Annotated in this window: 15 protein-coding genes and 1 pseudogene; 13 read left to right on the forward strand and 3 right to left on the reverse strand. The window is 21.3% G+C overall.

From position 1 onward, the window contains the following. Positions 1 to 258: 258 nt before the first annotated feature. Positions 259 to 864, reverse strand: a complete 606-nt coding sequence (gene yihA, locus D9V79_RS01280; RefSeq protein ID WP_158351919.1) for a ribosome biogenesis GTP-binding protein YihA/YsxC — start codon at positions 862 to 864, stop codon at positions 259 to 261. 122 nt (positions 865 to 986) lie between these two features. Between yihA and typA the strand changes: the two genes are divergently transcribed. Further along, on the forward strand, positions 987 to 2828 hold the full coding sequence (gene typA, locus D9V79_RS01285; protein ID WP_158351921.1) for a translational GTPase TypA: 1842 nt from the start codon (positions 987 to 989) through the stop codon (positions 2826 to 2828). 148 nt (positions 2829 to 2976) lie between these two features. Here the strand turns inward: typA and ygfZ are convergent, their stop codons facing one another. Continuing rightward, on the reverse strand, positions 2977 to 3948 hold the full coding sequence (gene ygfZ, locus D9V79_RS01290; protein WP_187306410.1) for a tRNA-modifying protein YgfZ: 972 nt from the start codon (positions 3946 to 3948) through the stop codon (positions 2977 to 2979). Positions 3949 to 4204: 256 nt separating this feature from the next. On the opposite strand from ygfZ, the pseudogene prfB reads away from it, so the two are divergent. The 8 genes and pseudogenes from prfB to tusA all read left to right on the forward strand — a co-directional run. Then, a pseudogene (prfB, locus tag D9V79_RS01295) lies at positions 4205 to 5218 on the forward strand (peptide chain release factor 2); the annotation flags it as partial. A gap of 9 nt (positions 5219 to 5227) precedes the next feature. Next, a complete protein-coding gene (gene lysS, locus D9V79_RS01300) occupies positions 5228 to 6757 on the forward strand; it encodes a lysine--tRNA ligase (RefSeq protein ID WP_158351927.1) in 1530 nt (509 codons plus the stop codon). Between the two features lie 27 nt (positions 6758 to 6784). Continuing rightward, on the forward strand, positions 6785 to 8047 hold the full coding sequence (gene lysA, locus D9V79_RS01305; protein WP_158351929.1) for a diaminopimelate decarboxylase: 1263 nt from the start codon (positions 6785 to 6787) through the stop codon (positions 8045 to 8047). Positions 8048 to 8449: 402 nt separating this feature from the next. Continuing rightward, the gene (miaB, locus tag D9V79_RS01310; protein ID WP_158351931.1) at positions 8450 to 9784 is read left to right on the forward strand and encodes a tRNA (N6-isopentenyl adenosine(37)-C2)-methylthiotransferase MiaB; all 1335 of its coding nucleotides are present in this window, start codon (positions 8450 to 8452) and stop codon (positions 9782 to 9784) included. A gap of 66 nt (positions 9785 to 9850) precedes the next feature. Beyond that, complete coding sequence (ybeY, locus tag D9V79_RS01315) at positions 9851 to 10306, forward strand: rRNA maturation RNase YbeY (RefSeq protein WP_158351933.1); 456 nt, start codon at positions 9851 to 9853, stop codon at positions 10304 to 10306. A 1000-nt stretch (positions 10307 to 11306) separates the two neighbouring features. Continuing rightward, positions 11307 to 13901, forward strand: coding sequence for a leucine--tRNA ligase (leuS, locus tag D9V79_RS01320; RefSeq protein WP_158351935.1), 2595 nt, complete (start codon positions 11307 to 11309; stop codon positions 13899 to 13901). Further along, positions 13894 to 14877 (forward strand): DNA polymerase III subunit delta, encoded by a 984-nt coding sequence (locus tag D9V79_RS01325; protein WP_158351937.1) that lies wholly within the window; start codon positions 13894 to 13896, stop codon positions 14875 to 14877. The genes leuS and D9V79_RS01325 overlap by 8 nt, the downstream gene beginning before the upstream one ends. A 79-nt stretch (positions 14878 to 14956) precedes the next feature. Next, the gene (gene tusA / locus D9V79_RS01330) at positions 14957 to 15178 is read left to right on the forward strand and encodes a sulfurtransferase TusA (protein WP_158351939.1); all 222 of its coding nucleotides are present in this window, start codon (positions 14957 to 14959) and stop codon (positions 15176 to 15178) included. 33 nt (positions 15179 to 15211) lie between these two features. Here the strand turns inward: tusA and asd are convergent, their stop codons facing one another. After that, a complete protein-coding gene (gene asd / locus D9V79_RS01335) occupies positions 15212 to 16327 on the reverse strand; it encodes an aspartate-semialdehyde dehydrogenase (RefSeq protein ID WP_158351941.1) in 1116 nt (371 codons plus the stop codon). Positions 16328 to 16527: 200 nt separating this feature from the next. On the opposite strand from asd, the gene D9V79_RS01340 reads away from it, so the two are divergent. The 4 genes from D9V79_RS01340 (at position 16528) to D9V79_RS01355 (ending at position 20623) form a co-directional block, all read left to right on the forward strand. Continuing rightward, complete coding sequence (locus D9V79_RS01340; protein ID WP_158351943.1) at positions 16528 to 17118, forward strand: YhgN family NAAT transporter; 591 nt, start codon at positions 16528 to 16530, stop codon at positions 17116 to 17118. Between the two features lie 215 nt (positions 17119 to 17333). Then, positions 17334 to 18530, forward strand: a complete 1197-nt coding sequence (locus D9V79_RS01345; RefSeq protein WP_158351946.1) for a phosphoglycerate kinase — start codon at positions 17334 to 17336, stop codon at positions 18528 to 18530. Between the two features lie 28 nt (positions 18531 to 18558). After that, positions 18559 to 19638 carry a class II fructose-bisphosphate aldolase gene (gene fbaA, locus D9V79_RS01350; RefSeq protein ID WP_158351948.1) on the forward strand — a complete coding sequence of 360 codons (1080 nt, stop codon included), beginning with the start codon at positions 18559 to 18561 and terminating at the stop codon, positions 19636 to 19638. A 130-nt stretch (positions 19639 to 19768) separates the two neighbouring features. Beyond that, positions 19769 to 20623 carry a mechanosensitive ion channel domain-containing protein gene (locus tag D9V79_RS01355; protein ID WP_158351950.1) on the forward strand — a complete coding sequence of 285 codons (855 nt, stop codon included), beginning with the start codon at positions 19769 to 19771 and terminating at the stop codon, positions 20621 to 20623. Positions 20624 to 20742 lie beyond the last annotated feature (119 nt).

The raw sequence follows: 20742 nt of genomic DNA on the forward strand, positions 1-20742 counted from the left end.
AATATAAATTTATATTTTTAATACTTAAATTATTAGAATAAAAAATATTATATACTCAAAATATATATTAAAATAAATAATATGAAACGTTATTATCTATCCATACTATCAATATAGTACATCATGTATAATTGATAGAATGAAAATATTTATTCAATTGTAAACATTTAAAAATTAAAAAATAAGAAAATAAATTAAAAATTTTATAAATATAATAATTAAAAACATTATAATAAATTATGTACCTTAAATAATAATTTACATATAATTTTTATACCACATATTAATAATATTTAATATTTTGTTAACCCCGACTTTAGTACGAGACGAAAAAACAATAATTTCAATATTATTAAAATTGACAAACAATTGTTTTTTCAAAATATATAATTGTTTTTTTTGAACTAATAATGTCACTTTATCACACTTAGTTAAAACAATAAATATATTAATATTTCTTTTTTTAGATAATTTTAAAACATCATAATCTATAGACCTAATTAATCTTCTAATATCTATTAATAAAATTAATCCCTTCAAATAAGTTCTTGTTTTTAAATATGTAAAAATTAAATTTTGAATTCTTATTTGTTCATGTTTACATAATTGAGAATATCCGTATCCAGGTAAATCAACAAAACGAAAACGTGAAGTCACTCGAAAAACATTAATCATCTTTGTACAACCTGGAAACCGACTAAACCTCACTAATTTATTATTATTTGCTAAACAATTGATTAAACTAGATTTTCCAGAATTTGAATAACCAGTAAATGCAAATTCAATACCATATGGATAAACATGATTAGTATTCCATCGAAAAAAACTATTAAGAAATTGAATACACTGATAATTTATAATCATAAAATTATAAAAACATTTATAAATTTAAAAACATTAATATATAAAATTATACAATATTAATTATATATTCTAATATATATAATCATAGTATAATCATCATAGTTATTATATAAGGATATCATATGGTTGTACGTTTAAAAAATATAGCTATTATTGCACATATTGATCATGGAAAAACAACTTTATTGGATCAAATACTAAAACAATCAGGAACATTAAAAAATAAAAAAGAAAATATTCATCGCATCATGGATTCTAATGAATTAGAAAAAGAAAGAGGTATTACAATATCATCTAAAAATACATCTATTCAATGGAATAAATATCATATTAATATTATTGATACCCCAGGACATTCCGATTTTGGAGGAGAAGTAGAACGTGTCATGTCTATGGTAGATTCTGTATTATTAGTTGTTGATGCTTCTGATGGACCAATGCCTCAAACAAGGTTCGTAACAAAAAAAGCTTTTGCATATAATCTAAATCCTATTGTTGTAATCAACAAAATTGATCGAAAAGATGCTCGACCTGATTGGGTAATAGACCAAATATTTGATTTATTCATCAACTTAAATGCTAAAGATGAACAATTAGATTTTCCAATTGTTTATACCTCCGCTTTACTAGGTACATCTGGAATAGATTATAATAAAATGGAAAATAATATGAACGCATTATATAATGCAATTATTAAACATACCCCATCACCTAAAATAAACTTAAAAAATAATTTACAAATTCAAATTTCTCAATTAGATTATGACAAATATTTAGGTGTTATTGGTATTGGACGAATACATCAAGGAATTATTTGCAATAATCAAATAGTATCTATCATTAATCAAAAAGGAACAATAAAACAAGGGAAAATAGGAAAAATATTAAAATATTTTGGATTACAAAAAATAGAAGTAAATAATGCGCATTCTGGAGAAATTATCGCAATTACTGGACTAAATAATTTACATATTTCAGATACTATTTGTGACATTAATAATAATATTCCATTACCTCCAGTAAAAATAGATCCTCCAACAGTAAATATGTTATTTTCTGTAAATACTTCACCATTTTGTGGTCAAGAAGGAAAATATATTACTTCTACTAAAATATATGACAGATTACGAAAAGAAATAAAACATAATATTTCTATGAAAATTCAAAAAACATCCGACTCTAATATTTTTTCTGTTTCTGGACGCGGTGAATTACATTTATCTATATTAATTGAAACTATGAGACGAGAAGGATTTGAACTAGAAGTATCAAGACCAAAAATTATTTTTAAATATCAGAATGATATTACAACTGAACCTTTTGAAAATGTTGTTATAGATATTGAAAACCAACATCAAGGAATAATAATAGAATATATGGGACAAAAAAAAGGAAAAATGAAAAATATTATTCCTGATTATCAAGGACGAACAAAATTAGAATATATTGTATCTAGTAGAGCATTAATAGGTTTTCAAAATGAATTTATGAATATTACATCAGGAACAGGATTATTTTATTCATCTTTTTCACATTATGGTAAAAAACAAAATCATAATATTGGTAACAGAAAAAATGGTGTATTAATATCTAACGGTACTGGTATAACAACAGGATTTGCATTATTCAATCTACAAAATAGAGGTAAATTATTTTTAGGACATGCAGAAAAAGTTTATCAAGGCCAAATTATTGGAATACATAATAGATCCAATGATCTAACTGTAAATTGTTTAACTGGTAAAAAATTAACTAATATGAGAGCATCCGGTACAGATGAAGCAATATCTTTAATTCCTCCTATTAATATGACATTAGAAAAGGCATTGGGATTTATCAATGACGATGAATTAGTTGAAATTACTCCATCTGCTATTAGAATACGTAAAAAATATCTTACTGAAAATGACCGTAAAATACAGATACGAAAAAATAAACAACATAAAAAAATACAAAATTCTTAATTGAAGATTTTTAATAATACCATGTATTATAAATATTTAATATCATAAAAATAAATCATACATTTATATAATTATTATTTATAACAGATAAAAACTTTTAAAATATTTAAAATATATTTGATAATATTTTTAAAATATTCAATAAATTTTATTTAATTATAAAATAACTTGTAACATCATTTGATAGACGGTAAATATTTTTTAAACTGACTATATTTTTTAAAATACCTTGAATACAAAAAATATTTTTTTTAATTTGAAGAACAAAAAATATATTTCCTACTTTTTTCCAACTATTATCATACATTTCTATATCTTCTAGAAGACATGGTACATTCTTAGTAATCCCAATCAAACAATATAAATTTCTTTTATTAATATTACGAAAATGTAAACGTGAAATAACTTCTTGACCACAATAACAACCCTTGTCAAAATCTATTCCTTTTAAATTTTCTAAATTAAGTTCTTGAGGAATAAATTTTCCTGTAGTTTTTATATTTAACATCGGAAAACCAGATTGTATATCTAAAAATAACCATTTATTTAAATTACATTGTATTGATTGTTTTAATAAAAAAGTTTTTACATCTAAAAAATCTTTCTGTTTAAGAATTAACAAAAAACGTTCAATTGGATTATCAAACCATAGTAAGACATTATCATTAACATATACAACTGTTTTATTTTTATCGGGTAAAATATTAAAAAAATCTGATAAAACCTTTCGACAATTTAATCCGAAAACTCCTAATAAAGTAAATTTACTTAATTGTACAATATTCACATCTGAAAATATTGAATACCTTTTTAATTCATTTATTTGTATTTTAGAAAGATCATTTTGTTGAATATAAGCATATCCATGATTATAATGGAATAAATGTAATATATTCCATACCTTACCTCGTGCATTACAATGAGCAGATAAAATATGTTTATTATAATTTAATAAAAATAAATTTCTAGTAATTTGACTTTGTAAATATTTTTTGCTGTCCAATCCTGATACCCATATTAATGACCAATCATATAATATTGCAAAAGAACATAAAAATTTAGTTAAAACCACATTAGAAGTATGATAATTATTACTTTTACAAATATTAAAAATATTCATAATATTTTTTCTAATATCAAATAATATATATAAGTATTTTATGATAAATACCATAAATATTCATAAAAAAATAAATATACATAATAAAATATATTTCATTGAATAATATACAATATTATTGTAAAATATTATATTAATTAAAATAAATATATACAATATTAACATAATATAGAATTTTCATATATTTTATGTTCGTAAGAATAACCATATTAACATATAAATTAATAAACATAAATTGTAAAATATGATTCAATTAAAAAAAATAAAAAAAATTATAGAAATAAAAAAAATATTAAATCAATCTAAAACATGGTTGAATATTGAACGTAATAAAAAAATTCAAGAAAAAAAAAATAAAATTACAAAAATTATTTCAAAAATTCAAAATATTGAAAATAATATTAATGAAATTATAAAATTTATTAAATTATCAATAGAAATGAAAGATACAAGTATCATTTCAGATATAACCAAAGAAATAAAAAAAATAAAAAAAAAAATAAAAAAAACTAATTTTTATTACATTTTTTCTAAAAAACATGATTATTTAAATTGTTATTTAGATATACAATCTGGATCAGGGGGCATTGATGCACAAGATTGGTCCAAAATGTTGATGAGAATGTATTTAAAATGGTTAAACAAAAAAAAATTTAAAACAGAAAAAATCAGTGAAATATATGGAGAAAATTCTGGTATAAAATCATCTACTATTCGGGTAATAGGAAAATACGCATTTGGATGGTTAAGAACAGAAACAGGTATTCATCGATTAATTAGAAAAAGTCCATTTAATTCAGGAAAACGTCGTCACACATCTTTTAGTTCCATATTTATTTATCCTGAAATTAATAAAAAAACTAATATAAATATTAATCCTTCAGATTTAAAAATAGATTTTTACAAATCTTCTGGATCTGGAGGACAACATGTAAATCGAACAGAATCAGCAGTAAGAATCACTCATTTACCCACATCATTAGTCACCCAATGCCAAAACCAAAGATCTCAACACAAAAATAAAGAACAAGCAATAAAACAAATGAAATCAAAATTATATAACTTAGAAATAAAAAAAAGAATAAAAAAACAACAAGATATTGAAAATAGTAAATCATCAATTGGTTGGGGTAATCAAATTAGATCATATATATTAGATGACTCAAGAATTAAAGATCTTAGAACAGGTCTTGAAATACGTGATACTCAATCAGTACTCAATGGTAATCTAGATCAATTTATTGAAAAAAGTTTAAAAATAGGATTATAAAACTATATTATGTTAAATAAAAAAAAAAAAAACAATAAGAATTTTATAAACCAAAATAATGAATATGAAACAAGAAAAAAAAAACTTCAAAATATTCGTCAAATAGGTTTTGATTTTCCTAATCATTTTAAACCTAATATAAGTATTCCAAAAATTTATAAAAAATACATTGTTAAAAACCATCAAGAACTCAAAAAAATTCATAAAACAGTTAAAATTACAGGACGTATGATTCAACAACGTATTATGGGAAAAGCTTCATTTATTATTATAAAAAATATGCAAGATAAAATTCAAATTTATGTTACAGAAACAAAAATATCTTCAGAAATTTATCAAAAACAATTTAAAACATGGGATTTAGGTGATATTCTAGGCATAGAAGGAACAATATTCAAAACAAAAACCCAAGAATTATCTATATATTGTACAAAAATTTATTTATTATGTAAATCATTACGTCCTCTACCAAATAAATTCCATGGATTATTAAATCAAGAAACTAAATATCGTCAAAGATATCTCGATTTAATTACTAACCCCCAATCTATGGAAAACTTTAAAACACGTTCAAAAACTTTAACAATTATTCGAAATTTTATGCATAATAATAATTTTATAGAAGTTGAAACACCTATTTTACAAAATATTCCTGGAGGTGCAACCGCAAAACCATTTAAAACATATCATAATACTTTACATAAAAAAATGTACTTACGCATATCTCCAGAATTATATTTAAAAAAATTAATTATTGGAGGATTTAATCGTATATACGAAATAAGTCGAAATTTTAGAAATGAAGGAATTTCTTCAAAACATAATCCTGAATTTACTATGATGGAACTTTATATGACCTATTCTAATTATCAAGATTTAATGAATTTCATAGAAAAATTAATGCAAATAATAATAAAAAAAATCATAGGATCATATAAAATAAAATATAATACAAATGTTCTTAACTTAAGTCCACCATATCAAAGATTTACAATGAAAGAATCAATTCTACATTATTATCCAAATATTCATAAATCCGATCTAAAAAATCTAGAAATAACTAAAAAAATTGCAAATACACTTGATATCAATGTTAAAAACCATTGGAATATCGGAAAAATAATCTCTGAAATTTTTGAAACAACAATAGAAAAAAAATTGATTCAACCAACATTTATTACAGAATATCCTATTGAAATTTCTCCTTTATCTAGACGAAATAACATAAAAAAACATATTGCAGATAGATTTGAATTTTTTATTGGAGGAATAGAAATAGGAAATGGATTTTCTGAATTAAATGATTCCGAAGACCAAAAAAAACGATTTTTACAACAAGATAACAATAAAAATCAATTAACAAATCAAAAAATATCATATAATAAAGAATATATTACTGCTATGGAATATGGATTACCCCCAACAGCAGGTTTAGGTATTGGTATTGATAGATTAATAATGATTATAACCAATCAAAAAAATATACGAGACATCATTTTGTTTCCTACACTTCGTAATTCAAAAAAAAATAAAATATAAATTACATTATATTATAATAAGAAAAATATGTTCAATTTAAATAAAAAAAAAACAACACTAAATGTCCCAAATATATTATCAGTAATCAAAAAATATGATACTCCTATTTGGATGTATGACGGAAATACTATTAAAAAAAAAATAAATATGTTAAAACAATTTGATATTGTTCGATTCGCACAAAAATCATGTTCTAATATTCACATACTTCGTTTTATGAAACAGTTTAATATAAAAATTGATGCAGTATCATTGGGTGAAATAGAACGTGCCCTCCTTGCAGGATTTACACCAAAAAATGATGAAATTATCTTTACATCAGACATTATAGATGATCAAACATTAAAAAAAGTTATTCATCACAATATTACAATAAATGTCGGCTCATTAAATATGTTAGAACAAATAGGAAAAATATCACCTCAACACCGAATATGGATTCGTATTAATCCACAGTTTGGACATGGACATAACAAAAAAACTAATACCGGAGGAGAAAACAGTAAACATGGTATATGGAATCCAGAATTAGCATTACCATTAATAAAAAAATATCAACTGAATCTTATAGGATTACATATGCATATTGGATCAGGAACAAACTATCAACACTTAAAAAAAGTATGTGATGCTATGTTAAAACAAGTAATAAAATTAAATCAAGATATTCAATATATTTCTGCAGGAGGAGGTTTACCAATTCCATACACACGTAATGAAAAAAAAATAAATATCAACAATTATTTTCAATTATGGAATAATACAAAAAAAAAAATTGAACAATACCTTCATCATCCTATAACATTAGAAATTGAACCAGGTCGTTTTTTAGTTGCAGAATCAGGAATTTTAGTAGCCAAAGTATATGCTAAAAAAGAAACAAAAAACAAAAAATTTATTTTAGTTGAATCAGGATTTAATGATTTAATAAGACCGGTTATGTATGGTAGTTACCACCATATCTCAATTATAGGACACAATAATCGTATTATTGATAAAAAAAAAAAAGAAAAAGTTATCATAGGTGGACCATTATGTGAATCAGGAGATATATTCACACAAGATGCACAAGGAGAACTTAAAGAACGAAATCTACCTAAAATAAAAATAGGAGATTATATTGTTTTGCACAATACAGGAGCATATGGATCTTCTATGTCTTCTAACTATAATACTAAACCCTTAATACCAGAAATATTATTTGAAAATCACTATCCTAGAATAATCCGGAAACGACAAACTATAAAAGAATTATTAAAACTAGAAACAGATATCACATTTCAATATTAAATATAATGTCACAATATATATATTGAATCATACAATACCATTATTTTTTATATAACAAAAAAAATAAAGTTATATTATTTACATATTTTGATTAATTATTAATTAAACATAATAAATTTAATGTATGATTATAAAATAACCAATATCAAATATTATATTTAATAATATTAATTATATTATAAATATTTAAAATATTATACATGTATAAAATTTATACATTAAGTAAACTATGTTAAAATAAATAAAATTATTATAAATATTATTACTTTAAAATATATTATAACTAATGATAAAATGAATTCAAAATATAAAACATTTAAAAATATAAACATTTTATACCATATATAAAAAATATTATTATAATATAAATAAATAAAAAATTTTAAATATTTTTAGAAAATAATGAACCAAAAAAACAAAAAAGTTTATATAAAAACTTGGGGTTGTCAAATGAATGAATATGATTCATTAATGATAACTAACATATTACAAGAAAATCAAAAATATACTATAACCAATTCCGAAAACGATGCAAATATTTTAATTTTAAATACTTGTTCAATACGCGAAAAAGCACATGAAAAATTATTTCATCAACTAGGTAGATGGAAAAAACTAAAAAAAAATAATCCTAATATTATTATTGCAGTTGGAGGTTGTGTTGCTAATCAAGAAGGAAAAAAAATTTTAATCCGATCGCAACATGTTGATATTATTTTTGGGACACAAACTTTACATCGTTTACCAAGTATGATTAATAAAAAAATCCAACATCAAAAACCCATGATAGATATTACCTTTCCAAAATTAGAAAAATTTAAAAATGTATTAATACCAAAAAAAAATATTTATTCCGCTTCGATATCGATTATGGAAGGTTGCAATAAATATTGTTCTTTTTGTATTGTTCCATATACACGAGGTAAAGAAATTAGTAGACCATTACGTAATATTTTAGATGAAATTTATAAATTAGTTGATCACGGTGCTAAAGAAATTATTTTATTAGGACAAAACGTTAACGCATATTATAGTATTGATAAAAATGGAAAAAAATGTACATTTTCTGAATTACTACAAATCATAGCATCAATAAAAAATATTAAACGTATTCGATTTCTAACAAGTAATCCAATGAATTTTAATGAAGATATTATTCAAATATATTATAATACATCTAAATTAGTTAGTTTTTTACATCTTCCTATACAAAGTGGTTCCAACAAAATTTTAAAATTAATGAAAAGATCATATTCAGTAGAAAAATACAAAGAAATTATAAAAAAATTAATTATAGCACGACCAAATATACAAATAAGTTCTGATTTTATTATTGGTTTTCCTGGAGAAACAAATTATGATTTTCAAAAAACTATGGACATAATTTCAGATCTAAATTTTGATATGAGTTACAGTTTTATATATTCACCTCGACCAGGAACTCCAGCATCCAAACTAAAAGATAATATTAACATAACTGAAAAAAAAATAAGATTAAACATTCTACAAAATCAAATTAATAAACAAACACAACAATGGACTCAAAAAATGTTAAATACTTTTCAAAATGTATTAATAGAACGATGTATTGATAAAAAAAAAAATAAATTTTTAGGAAAAACAGAAAACAATCGAACAGTAATACTAACAAGTCACCAAAATATACTAGGGAAAATTGTAAAAGTTTACGTGAATCAAATTCAAAAAAACTTTTTAACAGGAAAATATGATAAATAAATATTTATTATATACAAAGAAATTATTACAATAATATAAATTATTATTAAAATAAAATTAAACAATATGAAAAATATTAAACTGAATATACAAAATAATACTGATAATCATTATCAAATATCAAAAAAAAAAATTAAAATATGGATACATCGAATTATAAAAAAAAAATGTGAAATTACTATTCGTATCGTAAATATATTAGAAATAAAACAATTAAATTATACATATCGAAAACAAAATAAACCTACTAATATATTATCTTTCCCTTTTGAATCGATTCCACATATTAAATCTCAATTTATTGGAGATTTAATAATTTGTTTAGAAATAATAAAAAAAGAATCACAATCACAACAAAAAACAATTGAAGAGCATTTAGCTCATATTATAATCCACGGAACATTACATTTACTTGGATACACACATGATAATATTTATAACACAAAAATTATGCAATATATAGAAATAAAAAATATGATTAAATTAGGATATAAAAATCCATATTTACCATTAAAATATTAATACAATACAAAATAAAATATAACACTTTAATCAATAAAAAATAAATAATATGTATAAAAATATTATTTACATAATATAAAAAAAATATTAAAAAATTTTATATCAATTAATATCAAAATCTTATATAAAATATTTTAAAAAACAAAATATATTAAATGATATTATTACATAAAAAATAATAAAATAATTAATAAAAAATTTATAAAATATTTTTTAATATAATAAATATAACAATATAATAAATAAAAACAACTAATATAAAATATTTTTTAATCAATATCTAAAAACTATTATAAAATCTATTCATCTAAAATTATAAATATACATTATAACAATAATTATATAAAATGTTTTCATACCTAAAAAATATTATTTCATATTAAAAACTTTGAATTAATTGTTTATCTAAAATATTTAAACCTATAATATAGTATACCTGATAATCAATATTCAAAAATTATATTATAAAATTCAAATGATATAATATATCATATAAAATTGTCAATAATAAATTAAAAACCATATTAAAACTAATTACTAAAAAAATATTTTTCAAAAAATTGTATAAAAATAAAAAATAGATATAATAAAAACATAAATATAAAAAATAAATCATAATTGAATAACCATAAAACGTTAACAAATTAAAAAATTTAAAAATTTTTTTCATATCAAATTGAATCACAAAATATCAATATTATGAAAACTTTTAATTACATAAAAACTTCAATATCTCAAAATTGTCTTTTAATGATTCAAAAAATATAAATATATATTATAAATGTCTTGAATCAATCATAAAAAACATAAAAAATATTACATACTAAATATAATATATAAAATCAACACATAAATGGAATATCTATATAAATAATGTATATATTCACCAATAAAAAATGAATTTCATAAATAATATTACATATATCTATAAATTCATTCATATTATTATATTCAATAATATAATAATATCAATTAAAAAATAATAATTTGATTATACAATATGAAAAAAAAATATATTCCAGAAATAATTGAATCTTATGTACAAAAATATTGGGATAAACATAAAACATTTCAAGTCCAAAAAAACATAAAAAAAAAAAAATATTATTGTTTATCAATGTTACCATATCCATCAGGTAGACTACATATGGGGCACGTAAGAAATTATACAATAAGTGACGTTATCGCTAGACATCAGAGAATGTTAGGAAAAAATGTTTTACATCCCATCGGATGGGATGCATTTGGTTTACCTGCTGAAGAAGCTGCAATAAAAAATAATACTATCCCATCAAAATGGACTTATAAAAATATAAAATTTATGAAAAAACAATTAAAAAAACTTGGGTTTAGTTATGATTGGAATAGAGAAATTACAACATGTGACCCCAAATATTATCGATGGGAACAATGGTTTTTTAATAAATTATATGAAAAAAATTTAGTTTATAAAAAAAAATCACTAGTTAATTGGTGCCCTTATGATAAAACAGTACTTGCTAATGAACAAGTAAATAATGGAAAATGTTGGAGATGCCAATCAAATATTATATTTAAATTCATCCCACAATGGTTTATTAAAATTACTAAATATGCTGAAAAATTGTTACAAGATTTAAATTTATTAAAAAAATGGCCTAAAAAAGTAATTAAAATGCAAAAAAACTGGATTGGAAAATCAAATGGATTTGAAATAAATTTCAATATTCATAATAAAAATAAAAAAATAAAAATTTATACTACGCAATTAGAAAAAATTATGGGCATGACCTATGTATCCATTTCTCCATATCATCCATTAGCTATAACAGAATCAAAAAAAAATCATAAAATTAAAAAATTCATTACAAAAATATGTTATAAAAATAAAATATTTAATAAAAATATTCATGCCAAAATATTAGGAATAAAAATTAAAAAAAATGTCCTGCATCCTATTACAAAACAAATTATTCCTATATGGATTACTAATCATTTAATATTAGAAAACAATATAAATATCACGATATCTATTCCAGCACATAACAAATATGATTGGAAATTTGCAGTAAAATATCGTATAGATATTAAAAATGTAATTTCGTCAAAAAATCCAAATATCTTACATCAAAAAAATACATATAAAAATTTAAATACTGAATTTTTATCAAACTCAAATCAATTTAATGGTTTAAATAATCAAATAGGATCCAAAAAAATTTTTGATACTTTACACAAAAATAATATAATAAAAAAAAAAAAAAAATATAAATTACAAGATTGGAGTATATCCAGACAAAGATATTGGGGCACACCAATACCTATGGTAAGAAAAAAAAATGGAACCATTGTACCAATATCCAATAATCAATTACCTATTACCCCACCTAAAATTAATAATATGCAAGAACTTAAAAATATTGATAATATCTACAAAAAATGGTCTAAAACAAAAATAAATAATCAATCAGTAATACGAGAAATTGATACATTTGATACTTTTATGGAATCTTCTTGGTATTATATTAGATATACCAATCCCCATTATCATAAAGGTATGACTTGTAAAAACGACTCACAATATTGGTTACCTGTTGATCAATATATAGGAGGAATTGAACACGCTACTATGCATTTAATATATTTCAGATTTTATCATAAACTATTATATGATTTCAATCTTGTAACTTCTAAAGAACCAGTAATTCAATTATTATGTCAAGGCATGGTATTAAATCATGCATTTTATCATATTAATGATAAAGGTCAAAAAATATGGATGGACCCAAATACAATAAAATATAAAAAAGATACAAAAGGAAATATAAAAAAAATTATTTCTAATAATCACAAAATTATTTATTCTGGAATGATAAAAATGTCAAAATCTAAAAATAATGGAATAGAACCCGAATTAATAATCCAAAAATATGGCGCAGATACAATACGATTATTTATTATGTTTTCTGCCCCAGTAGATTCAGAATTAGAATGGAATGAATCAGGTGTTCAAGGAATGTATCGATTTTTACAAAAACTTTGGGATATTACATATATGTATCGAAAAAATATTAAAAAAAATCAACATAACAAAATACAAAATCAAAATATAGAAAAAAAACTTCAATCTGAATTAAATATTACAATTTTTGAAGTTTCTTATGATATAAAATATCGTCAATCTTTTCATACAGCAATATCAAAAATTATTAAATTCACAAATTCAATTTTTCATTTATTTATAAAAAATCAAATAAATCACGATTTAATGAAAAATATATTAAATACTATTATAAAAATGCTATATCCATTTACTCCACATTTTAGTTTCATATTATGGAAAAAATTAAAAAATAAAAATACTATCGATTATGTACCATGGCCAAAATATAACTTAAAATTCATACAAGAAAAATACAATAATATAATAATACAAATAAATGGAAAAAAAAAAGAAATTATTACAGTTCAACATAATACTTCACAAGAAAAAATACTCAAGATCATAAAAAAAATAAATAAAATTAAGATAATACTTCAAAAATATATAATTATAAAAATAATATTTATTGAAAATAAATTAATAAATTTAATTGTACAAAATAAAAATGATTAATATTACCATCCACAATCTAGAACAAGAATTAAAAAAAAAAATATACTTTTATCATTTTATAATAGAAAAAGAATTTGTTATTTATCAAGAAATAAAAAAAACTATATTAAATTTTTGCAAAATAAATAATTTTTTACATACAGTTTACATAATCATACAATATAATATAGATTGGGAAAAAATATATTTTGAATATAAACAAAAAAATTTTTTTATAAAAAAAAAAATAATTATAGTAAATATAAAAAACAAAGTATTAGATTTATATACTATTCAAAAAATTCATCAAATAACCCAACACAAAAATAAAAATATAGCAATAATATTTGAATTAAATAATTTGAATTCAAATTACAAAATACCATATCTAATAAAAATTTTTAATACCATTGATGGAATTATGATTTTAGGGAAAAAATTAAAAACACCAGAAATAAAAAAATGGATTAAAAAAAAAATAATAAATACAAATGTAAATATAAAACAAAAAACTATTCAAATATTATCCAATTATTACCAAAATAACTTATTAATATTATCAAAAATATTAGAAATAATAAAAATAATCAGTATCAATAATGACTTAAAAACAAAAAATATTGATGAAGAAATTATTGAAAATTTTATACAATTTAAAATTACTGACTTTATACATGAATTGTTATCTAAAAATACAATACAAGCTATAAAAATTTTAAATCACTTTAAAAAAAAAAAATATGATAAACTATTATTAATACAAAAAATACAAACATATTTAATACATTTTGTAAAAATTCAAAACAACATGCCTCTTAATACCAAACAATATTCATCAAATAATATAAATAAAATATTTAAAAAAAATAATTATCATATCAGAAATAAAAAATTATATAAAATTATTAATTTTTTAACTAAAATAGAAATTAAAATTAAAAAATATAATACTAAATTATTTTGGTTTAACTTAAAAATATTAATTACTATGTTTTAAAAATATTACATATTTATATGCAATAATATTTATTAAATATAATATTAATAATATCAAATTTATCATAAATAAAAAAAATATGCTTCTTAAAATATTAAATTTAACACATTTAAGATGTCCAGATACTATTATAGTAATTCGAAAAAATATTAGAAATATACAATATGGAGAAAAAATACTTATCCTATCAAATGATATTTCCACTACTTGGGACATACCTTTATTATGTAATTGTATGAATTATACTTTATTAAAAAAAAATACTCACCAAAAACCATATCAATTTTTAATTAAAAAATAAAAATTAAACTATTTATATCAAAATTTCGTTATATTATCGTAACAAAATCATTAACATTCTACGTATTGGTTCTGCAGCACCCCATAATAATTGATCACCTACAGTAAATATTGATAAATATTTAGAACCTATATTTAACATTCTAATCCGTCCAACAGCTATATCTAATGTTCCTGTAACAGATACTGGGGTTAAACCATCTATAGTAGATTGAAAATCATTAGGAATAATTTTAATCCAATCATTATGTGCTTTTAAAATGTTCGTAATTTCAGAAACAGATATATTTTTTTTTAGTTTAATAATAAATGATTGACTGTGACAACGTAATGCTCCAACTCGAACACAAGTCCCATCAACTGGAATAATATTTTTCAAATTTAATATTTTATTCATTTCTTGTTGTACTTTCCATTCTTCACGAGTTTGACCATTTTGCATACCCATATCAATCCAAGGTAATACATTACCAGCTAAAGGAACATGAAAAAATTTTTTAGGACATTGACCATAACGTAAACAATCAGAAACTTTTTTTTCTATTTCTAATACACTATTCATTTCTAATGCTAAATCATAAGAAACAACATTATATAAATATCCCATTTGGTGTAATAATTCTATAACATTTTTTGATCCAGCACCAGATGCTGCTTGATACGTAGAAAATATAATATTTTCTACTAATTTACTTTTCAATAATCCCCCTAATGCCATAAGCATTAAACTTACCGTACAATTACCACCAACAAACGTTTTAATCCCTTTTTCAATAGAATCATTTATTAATTTAATATTTATAGGATCTAATACTATAATTGAATCATTTTCCATTCGTAAAGTAGATGCTGCATCTATCCAATATCCTAACCATCCAACAGACCGTAACTGATTATAAATTATATTAGTATAATCTCCTCCTTGACATGTAATAATAATATCCATTTTTTGTAGATCTACAATATTATAAGCATCTTGTAAAATATGTTTCTTAGAAAAATTTAAAAAATTAGGTGCATATTTTCCCACTTGTGATGTTGAAAAAAACACTGGATTAATATTCAAAAAATTATTTTCTTCAATCATTCTTGATATTAATACAGATCCCACCATACCTCTCCAACCAACAAACCCAACAAATTTTTTCATAATAATTTATTACGAATATTTTATTTTAAAAAAATAATTATAATTTCAAATAAATAATATTCGTTCCTTATAGTTTCATAAATAAAATTTAATAATTAATTTTATAATATACAAAATATATATTATTATAATATATTATCCAAGTATTTTATATAAATAATATATATTTCTAAAATAAAAATATACAAAAAGGAAAAAAAATGAATGAAATTATTTCTACGACTATATTATTAATACTAATTATGGATCCATTAGGTAATCTACCAATTTTTATGTCAGTATTAAAACATTTACATCCTAAAAGACGTGTTATAGTTTTAATGAGAGAAATGATAATTGCTTTAATAATCATGGTATTATTTTTACTTGTTGGAGAAAAAACATTATCATTACTTGATTTAAAATCTGAAACAGTATCAATTTCTGGAGGTATTATATTATTTTTAATAGCAATTAAAATGATATTTCCAAATATGAAAGAAAATGAAGAATTAATGAACCAATCTGAACCTTTTCTAGTTCCTTTAGCTATTCCATTAGTTGCAGGACCATCGTTATTAGCAACATTAATGTTATTGTCACATCAATATTCACATCAAGTCAGTTCGTTATTAATATCATTATTATTGGCTTGGGGATCAACAATGATGATTTTATTATCATCAGGAACATTTTTAAAATTTTTAGGTACTAATGGAGTACATGCTTTAGAACGACTTATGGGTTTAATATTAATTATGTTATCAACACAAATGTTTTTAGATGGAATGACTGCATGGTTTAAAATATAAAACAAATTAAATTTCAACGATCAACATATTGTTGATAACAATAGAAGTATTATGTAAAATGTATTTAAAAATAATAAACAATATTACATAATAATTATATAATAATTTTATTAATATAATATACAATAAAATATACTATTTTATATAATACATTCTTTTAAATTAAATATTAAATATAAAATAACATTATATGAATATAAATATAGTAAAAAAAAATGAAAATCAAAAATATGCTTCATATGAACGAATTAAATTTAAAAAATAAAAAAGTTTTAATACGAGTTGATTTCAATGTTCCAATAGTAAACAATAAAATCATGTCTGATATGCGAATTCAAGCAAGTATACCTACGATTCAATTAGCATTAAAAAATCATGCAAAAGTAATAGTTATGTCACATTTAGGAAGACCAAAAGAAGGAAAATATCAAAAACAATTCTCTTTATTACCAATATTTCAATATTTAAAAAAAATATTTAATAAAACAAAAATATATTTTTCTAATAATCTTAATAAAATACAAATAAATTCAGGAGAACTATTAATATTAGAAAATGTTAGATTTAACATAGGAGAAAAAAATAATGACATTTCTTTATCACAAAAATACGCTTCTTTATGTGACATTTTTGTTATGGATGCTTTTGGAAGTGCTCACAGAAAAGAATCATCCACATTCGGTATAGGAATGTTTACAAAAATTGCTTGTGCTGGACCTTTATTAATTTCAGAAATTAAAAAATTAAGTATTGTTTTAAAAAATCCTGAAAGGCCTATGATTTCTATAGTAGGAGGATCAAAAATATCAACCAAATTTAAATTAATTCAATCATTAGCTAAACTTTCAGATACAGTAATAGTAGGAGGTGGAATTGCAAATACTTTTTTAGCTATTGATTATAACATTGGAAAATCTCTTTATGAACCTAAATTTATAGATATGGCAAAAAAAATCAAACATCAATATAACATTATTATACCTATTGATTCCAGAGTAGGAACAAATTTTTCAACAAAATCATCAGCAATTGTTAAAAAACCATTTGAAATCCATAATAATGAAGAAATTATGGATTTAGGTGACAAAAGTATTGAAAATATGACAAAAATCATTAAAAAAGCAAAAACAATTTTATGGAATGGACCAGTAGGAGTATTTGAATTTCCTAAATTTAGTATAGGAACTAAAAAATTAGCAACAAGTATTGCTAATAGTAAAGCATTTTCTATAGCAGGAGGAGGAGAAACAATATCTGTTATTAACATGTTTAATATTCAAAATAAAATATCTTATATATCTACTGGAGGAGGAGCATTTTTAGAATTTATAGAAAAAAACACATTATCTTCTATACATATGTTAGAAATATCCAAAAAAAAATATAATCTAAAAAATAATAAAATCATTTAAAAATAAAAAATATTATTTAGGAAAATAAATGGAAAAAAAATTAAATTTTATAAAACCCGGAATAATTTTTGGAAAAGATATTCAAAAAATATTTCAATTAGCAAAAAGTAATAATTTTGCAATACCAGCAATTAATTGTATTAATATTGATTCTATAAATAGTGTTTTAGAAACTGCATCAAACATGAAAGCACCTGTAATTATACAATTCTCATACGGAGGATCGTCATTCTTTTCTGGAATAGGATTACAATCTTCTTCTCCAAAAAAAGAAATATTAGGTTCTTTATCAGGAGCTCAACATGTTCATTTACTTGCTAAACATTATGGTGTACCTGTAATACTACATACAGACCATTGTTATAAAAATACACTATCATGGATTGATGGATTATTAGAAAAAGGAGAAAAAAATTTTATTCAAAAAGGATATCCAATCTTTTCATCACATATGATAGATTTATCCCAAGAAAAGTTAAAATCAAATATAGAAATATGTACCAAATATTTACAAAAAATGAGTAAAATAAATATGTTTTTAGAAATTGAATTAGGTTGTACAGGAGGTGAAGAAGATGGGGTAAATAATTGTAATATAGATTCTTCTTTATTATATACTACTCCTCAAGAAGTACAATATGCATATGAAAAATTAATACAAATTAGTCCAAATTTTACTATTGCTGCTTCTTTTGGAAATGTACATGGAGTATATCAACCAGGAAATATATCTTTAAAACCTAAAATACTTAAAAAATCACAAAAATATACAAAAAAACAAAATAATTTAACAAATTCTCATCCTATCAATTTCGTTTTTCATGGAGGATCAGGATCATCAATATCCGATATCCAAGAATCTATTCAATATGGAGTAGTTAAAATGAATATTGATACAGATATACAATGGGCATCTTGGTCAGGAATTTATAAATATTACAAAAAAAACAAATTGTATTTACAAAGTCAATTAGGTAATCCAAAAGGAATACACCAACCAAATAAACAATATTATGATCCTAGATCTTGGATAAGATCATCACAAATTTCTATATGTTGTCAATTAAAAAAAATATTTAAACAACTCAATTGTTATAACTTAATTTAAAGATAATATAAAAAATTTTATTAATTTTATCATATATATGCGTATTAAATAATAATTTACATTTTTAAGATATTAGTTTAAATTTAAAACATTCTCATATAATTATTTCTACTTAATGCTGGAAAAAAAAATGCACGAATTAAACGTAATTAATAATATTAATTATGTTGGCAATTGGATCGTTCATAATCGAATTATATTTTTAAATAATCATATGATCAATATTATTTTCGCAATTACGATAATGATATTAGGCTTTATTATTGCTAAAATATTATCTATAGGAATTAAAACAGTACTTTCATCTAAACATATCGATACTACAATATCAGAATTTCTTTCTACTTTATCAAAATATATAATTATCACATGTTCAACAATTACATCTTTAAGTTATATAGGTGTTCAAACAACATCGGTTATTGCCATATTAGGAGCAGCTGGCATGGCAATAGGATTAGCATTACAAGGATCATTATCAAATTTTTCGTCCGGAATATTATTAATTCTTCTCAGTCCATTAAGAACAGGAGAATATGTCGTTTTAGGAAAAGCTACAGGAACAGTATTAAATATACATATATTTTATACAACACTACGTACATTAGATGGTAAAATTATTATCGTTCCTAATAATAAAATTACTTCTAATAATATTATTAATTATTCGAGAGAACCATATCGAAGAAACGAATTTGTTATTCATATCCCATATAATGCTAATGTAGATACTGTAATTCAAATCCTAAAAAAAGTTATTCATGAAGAACCTAAAATTATACAAGAAAAAGATATTATCATTGGATTAAGTAAATTTGATTCATATGCAATGAGGTTTATTATTCGATGTTGGAGTAATACAAACGACTTAAACACAGTATATTGGGATGTAATGTCTAAAATTAAAAAAGCCTTAGATGATAATAAAATTACTATATCTTATTCCGTATTAAATATAAATGTTATAAAAAATAAAAAAATATAAAAAAATCTGTTCAAAAATATAAAAAATATTTTATTTCTATTATATAATAAAAAACTTTACTTTACTATAAGTTATAAAAATATAAATATCACCCTATAAATTTTAAAATAATAAAAATA

It is taken from the genome of Buchnera aphidicola (Stegophylla sp.) (assembly GCF_005080785.1).
GTDB classification, from domain to species: Bacteria; Pseudomonadota; Gammaproteobacteria; order Enterobacterales; family Enterobacteriaceae; genus Buchnera_L; species Buchnera_L aphidicola_AQ.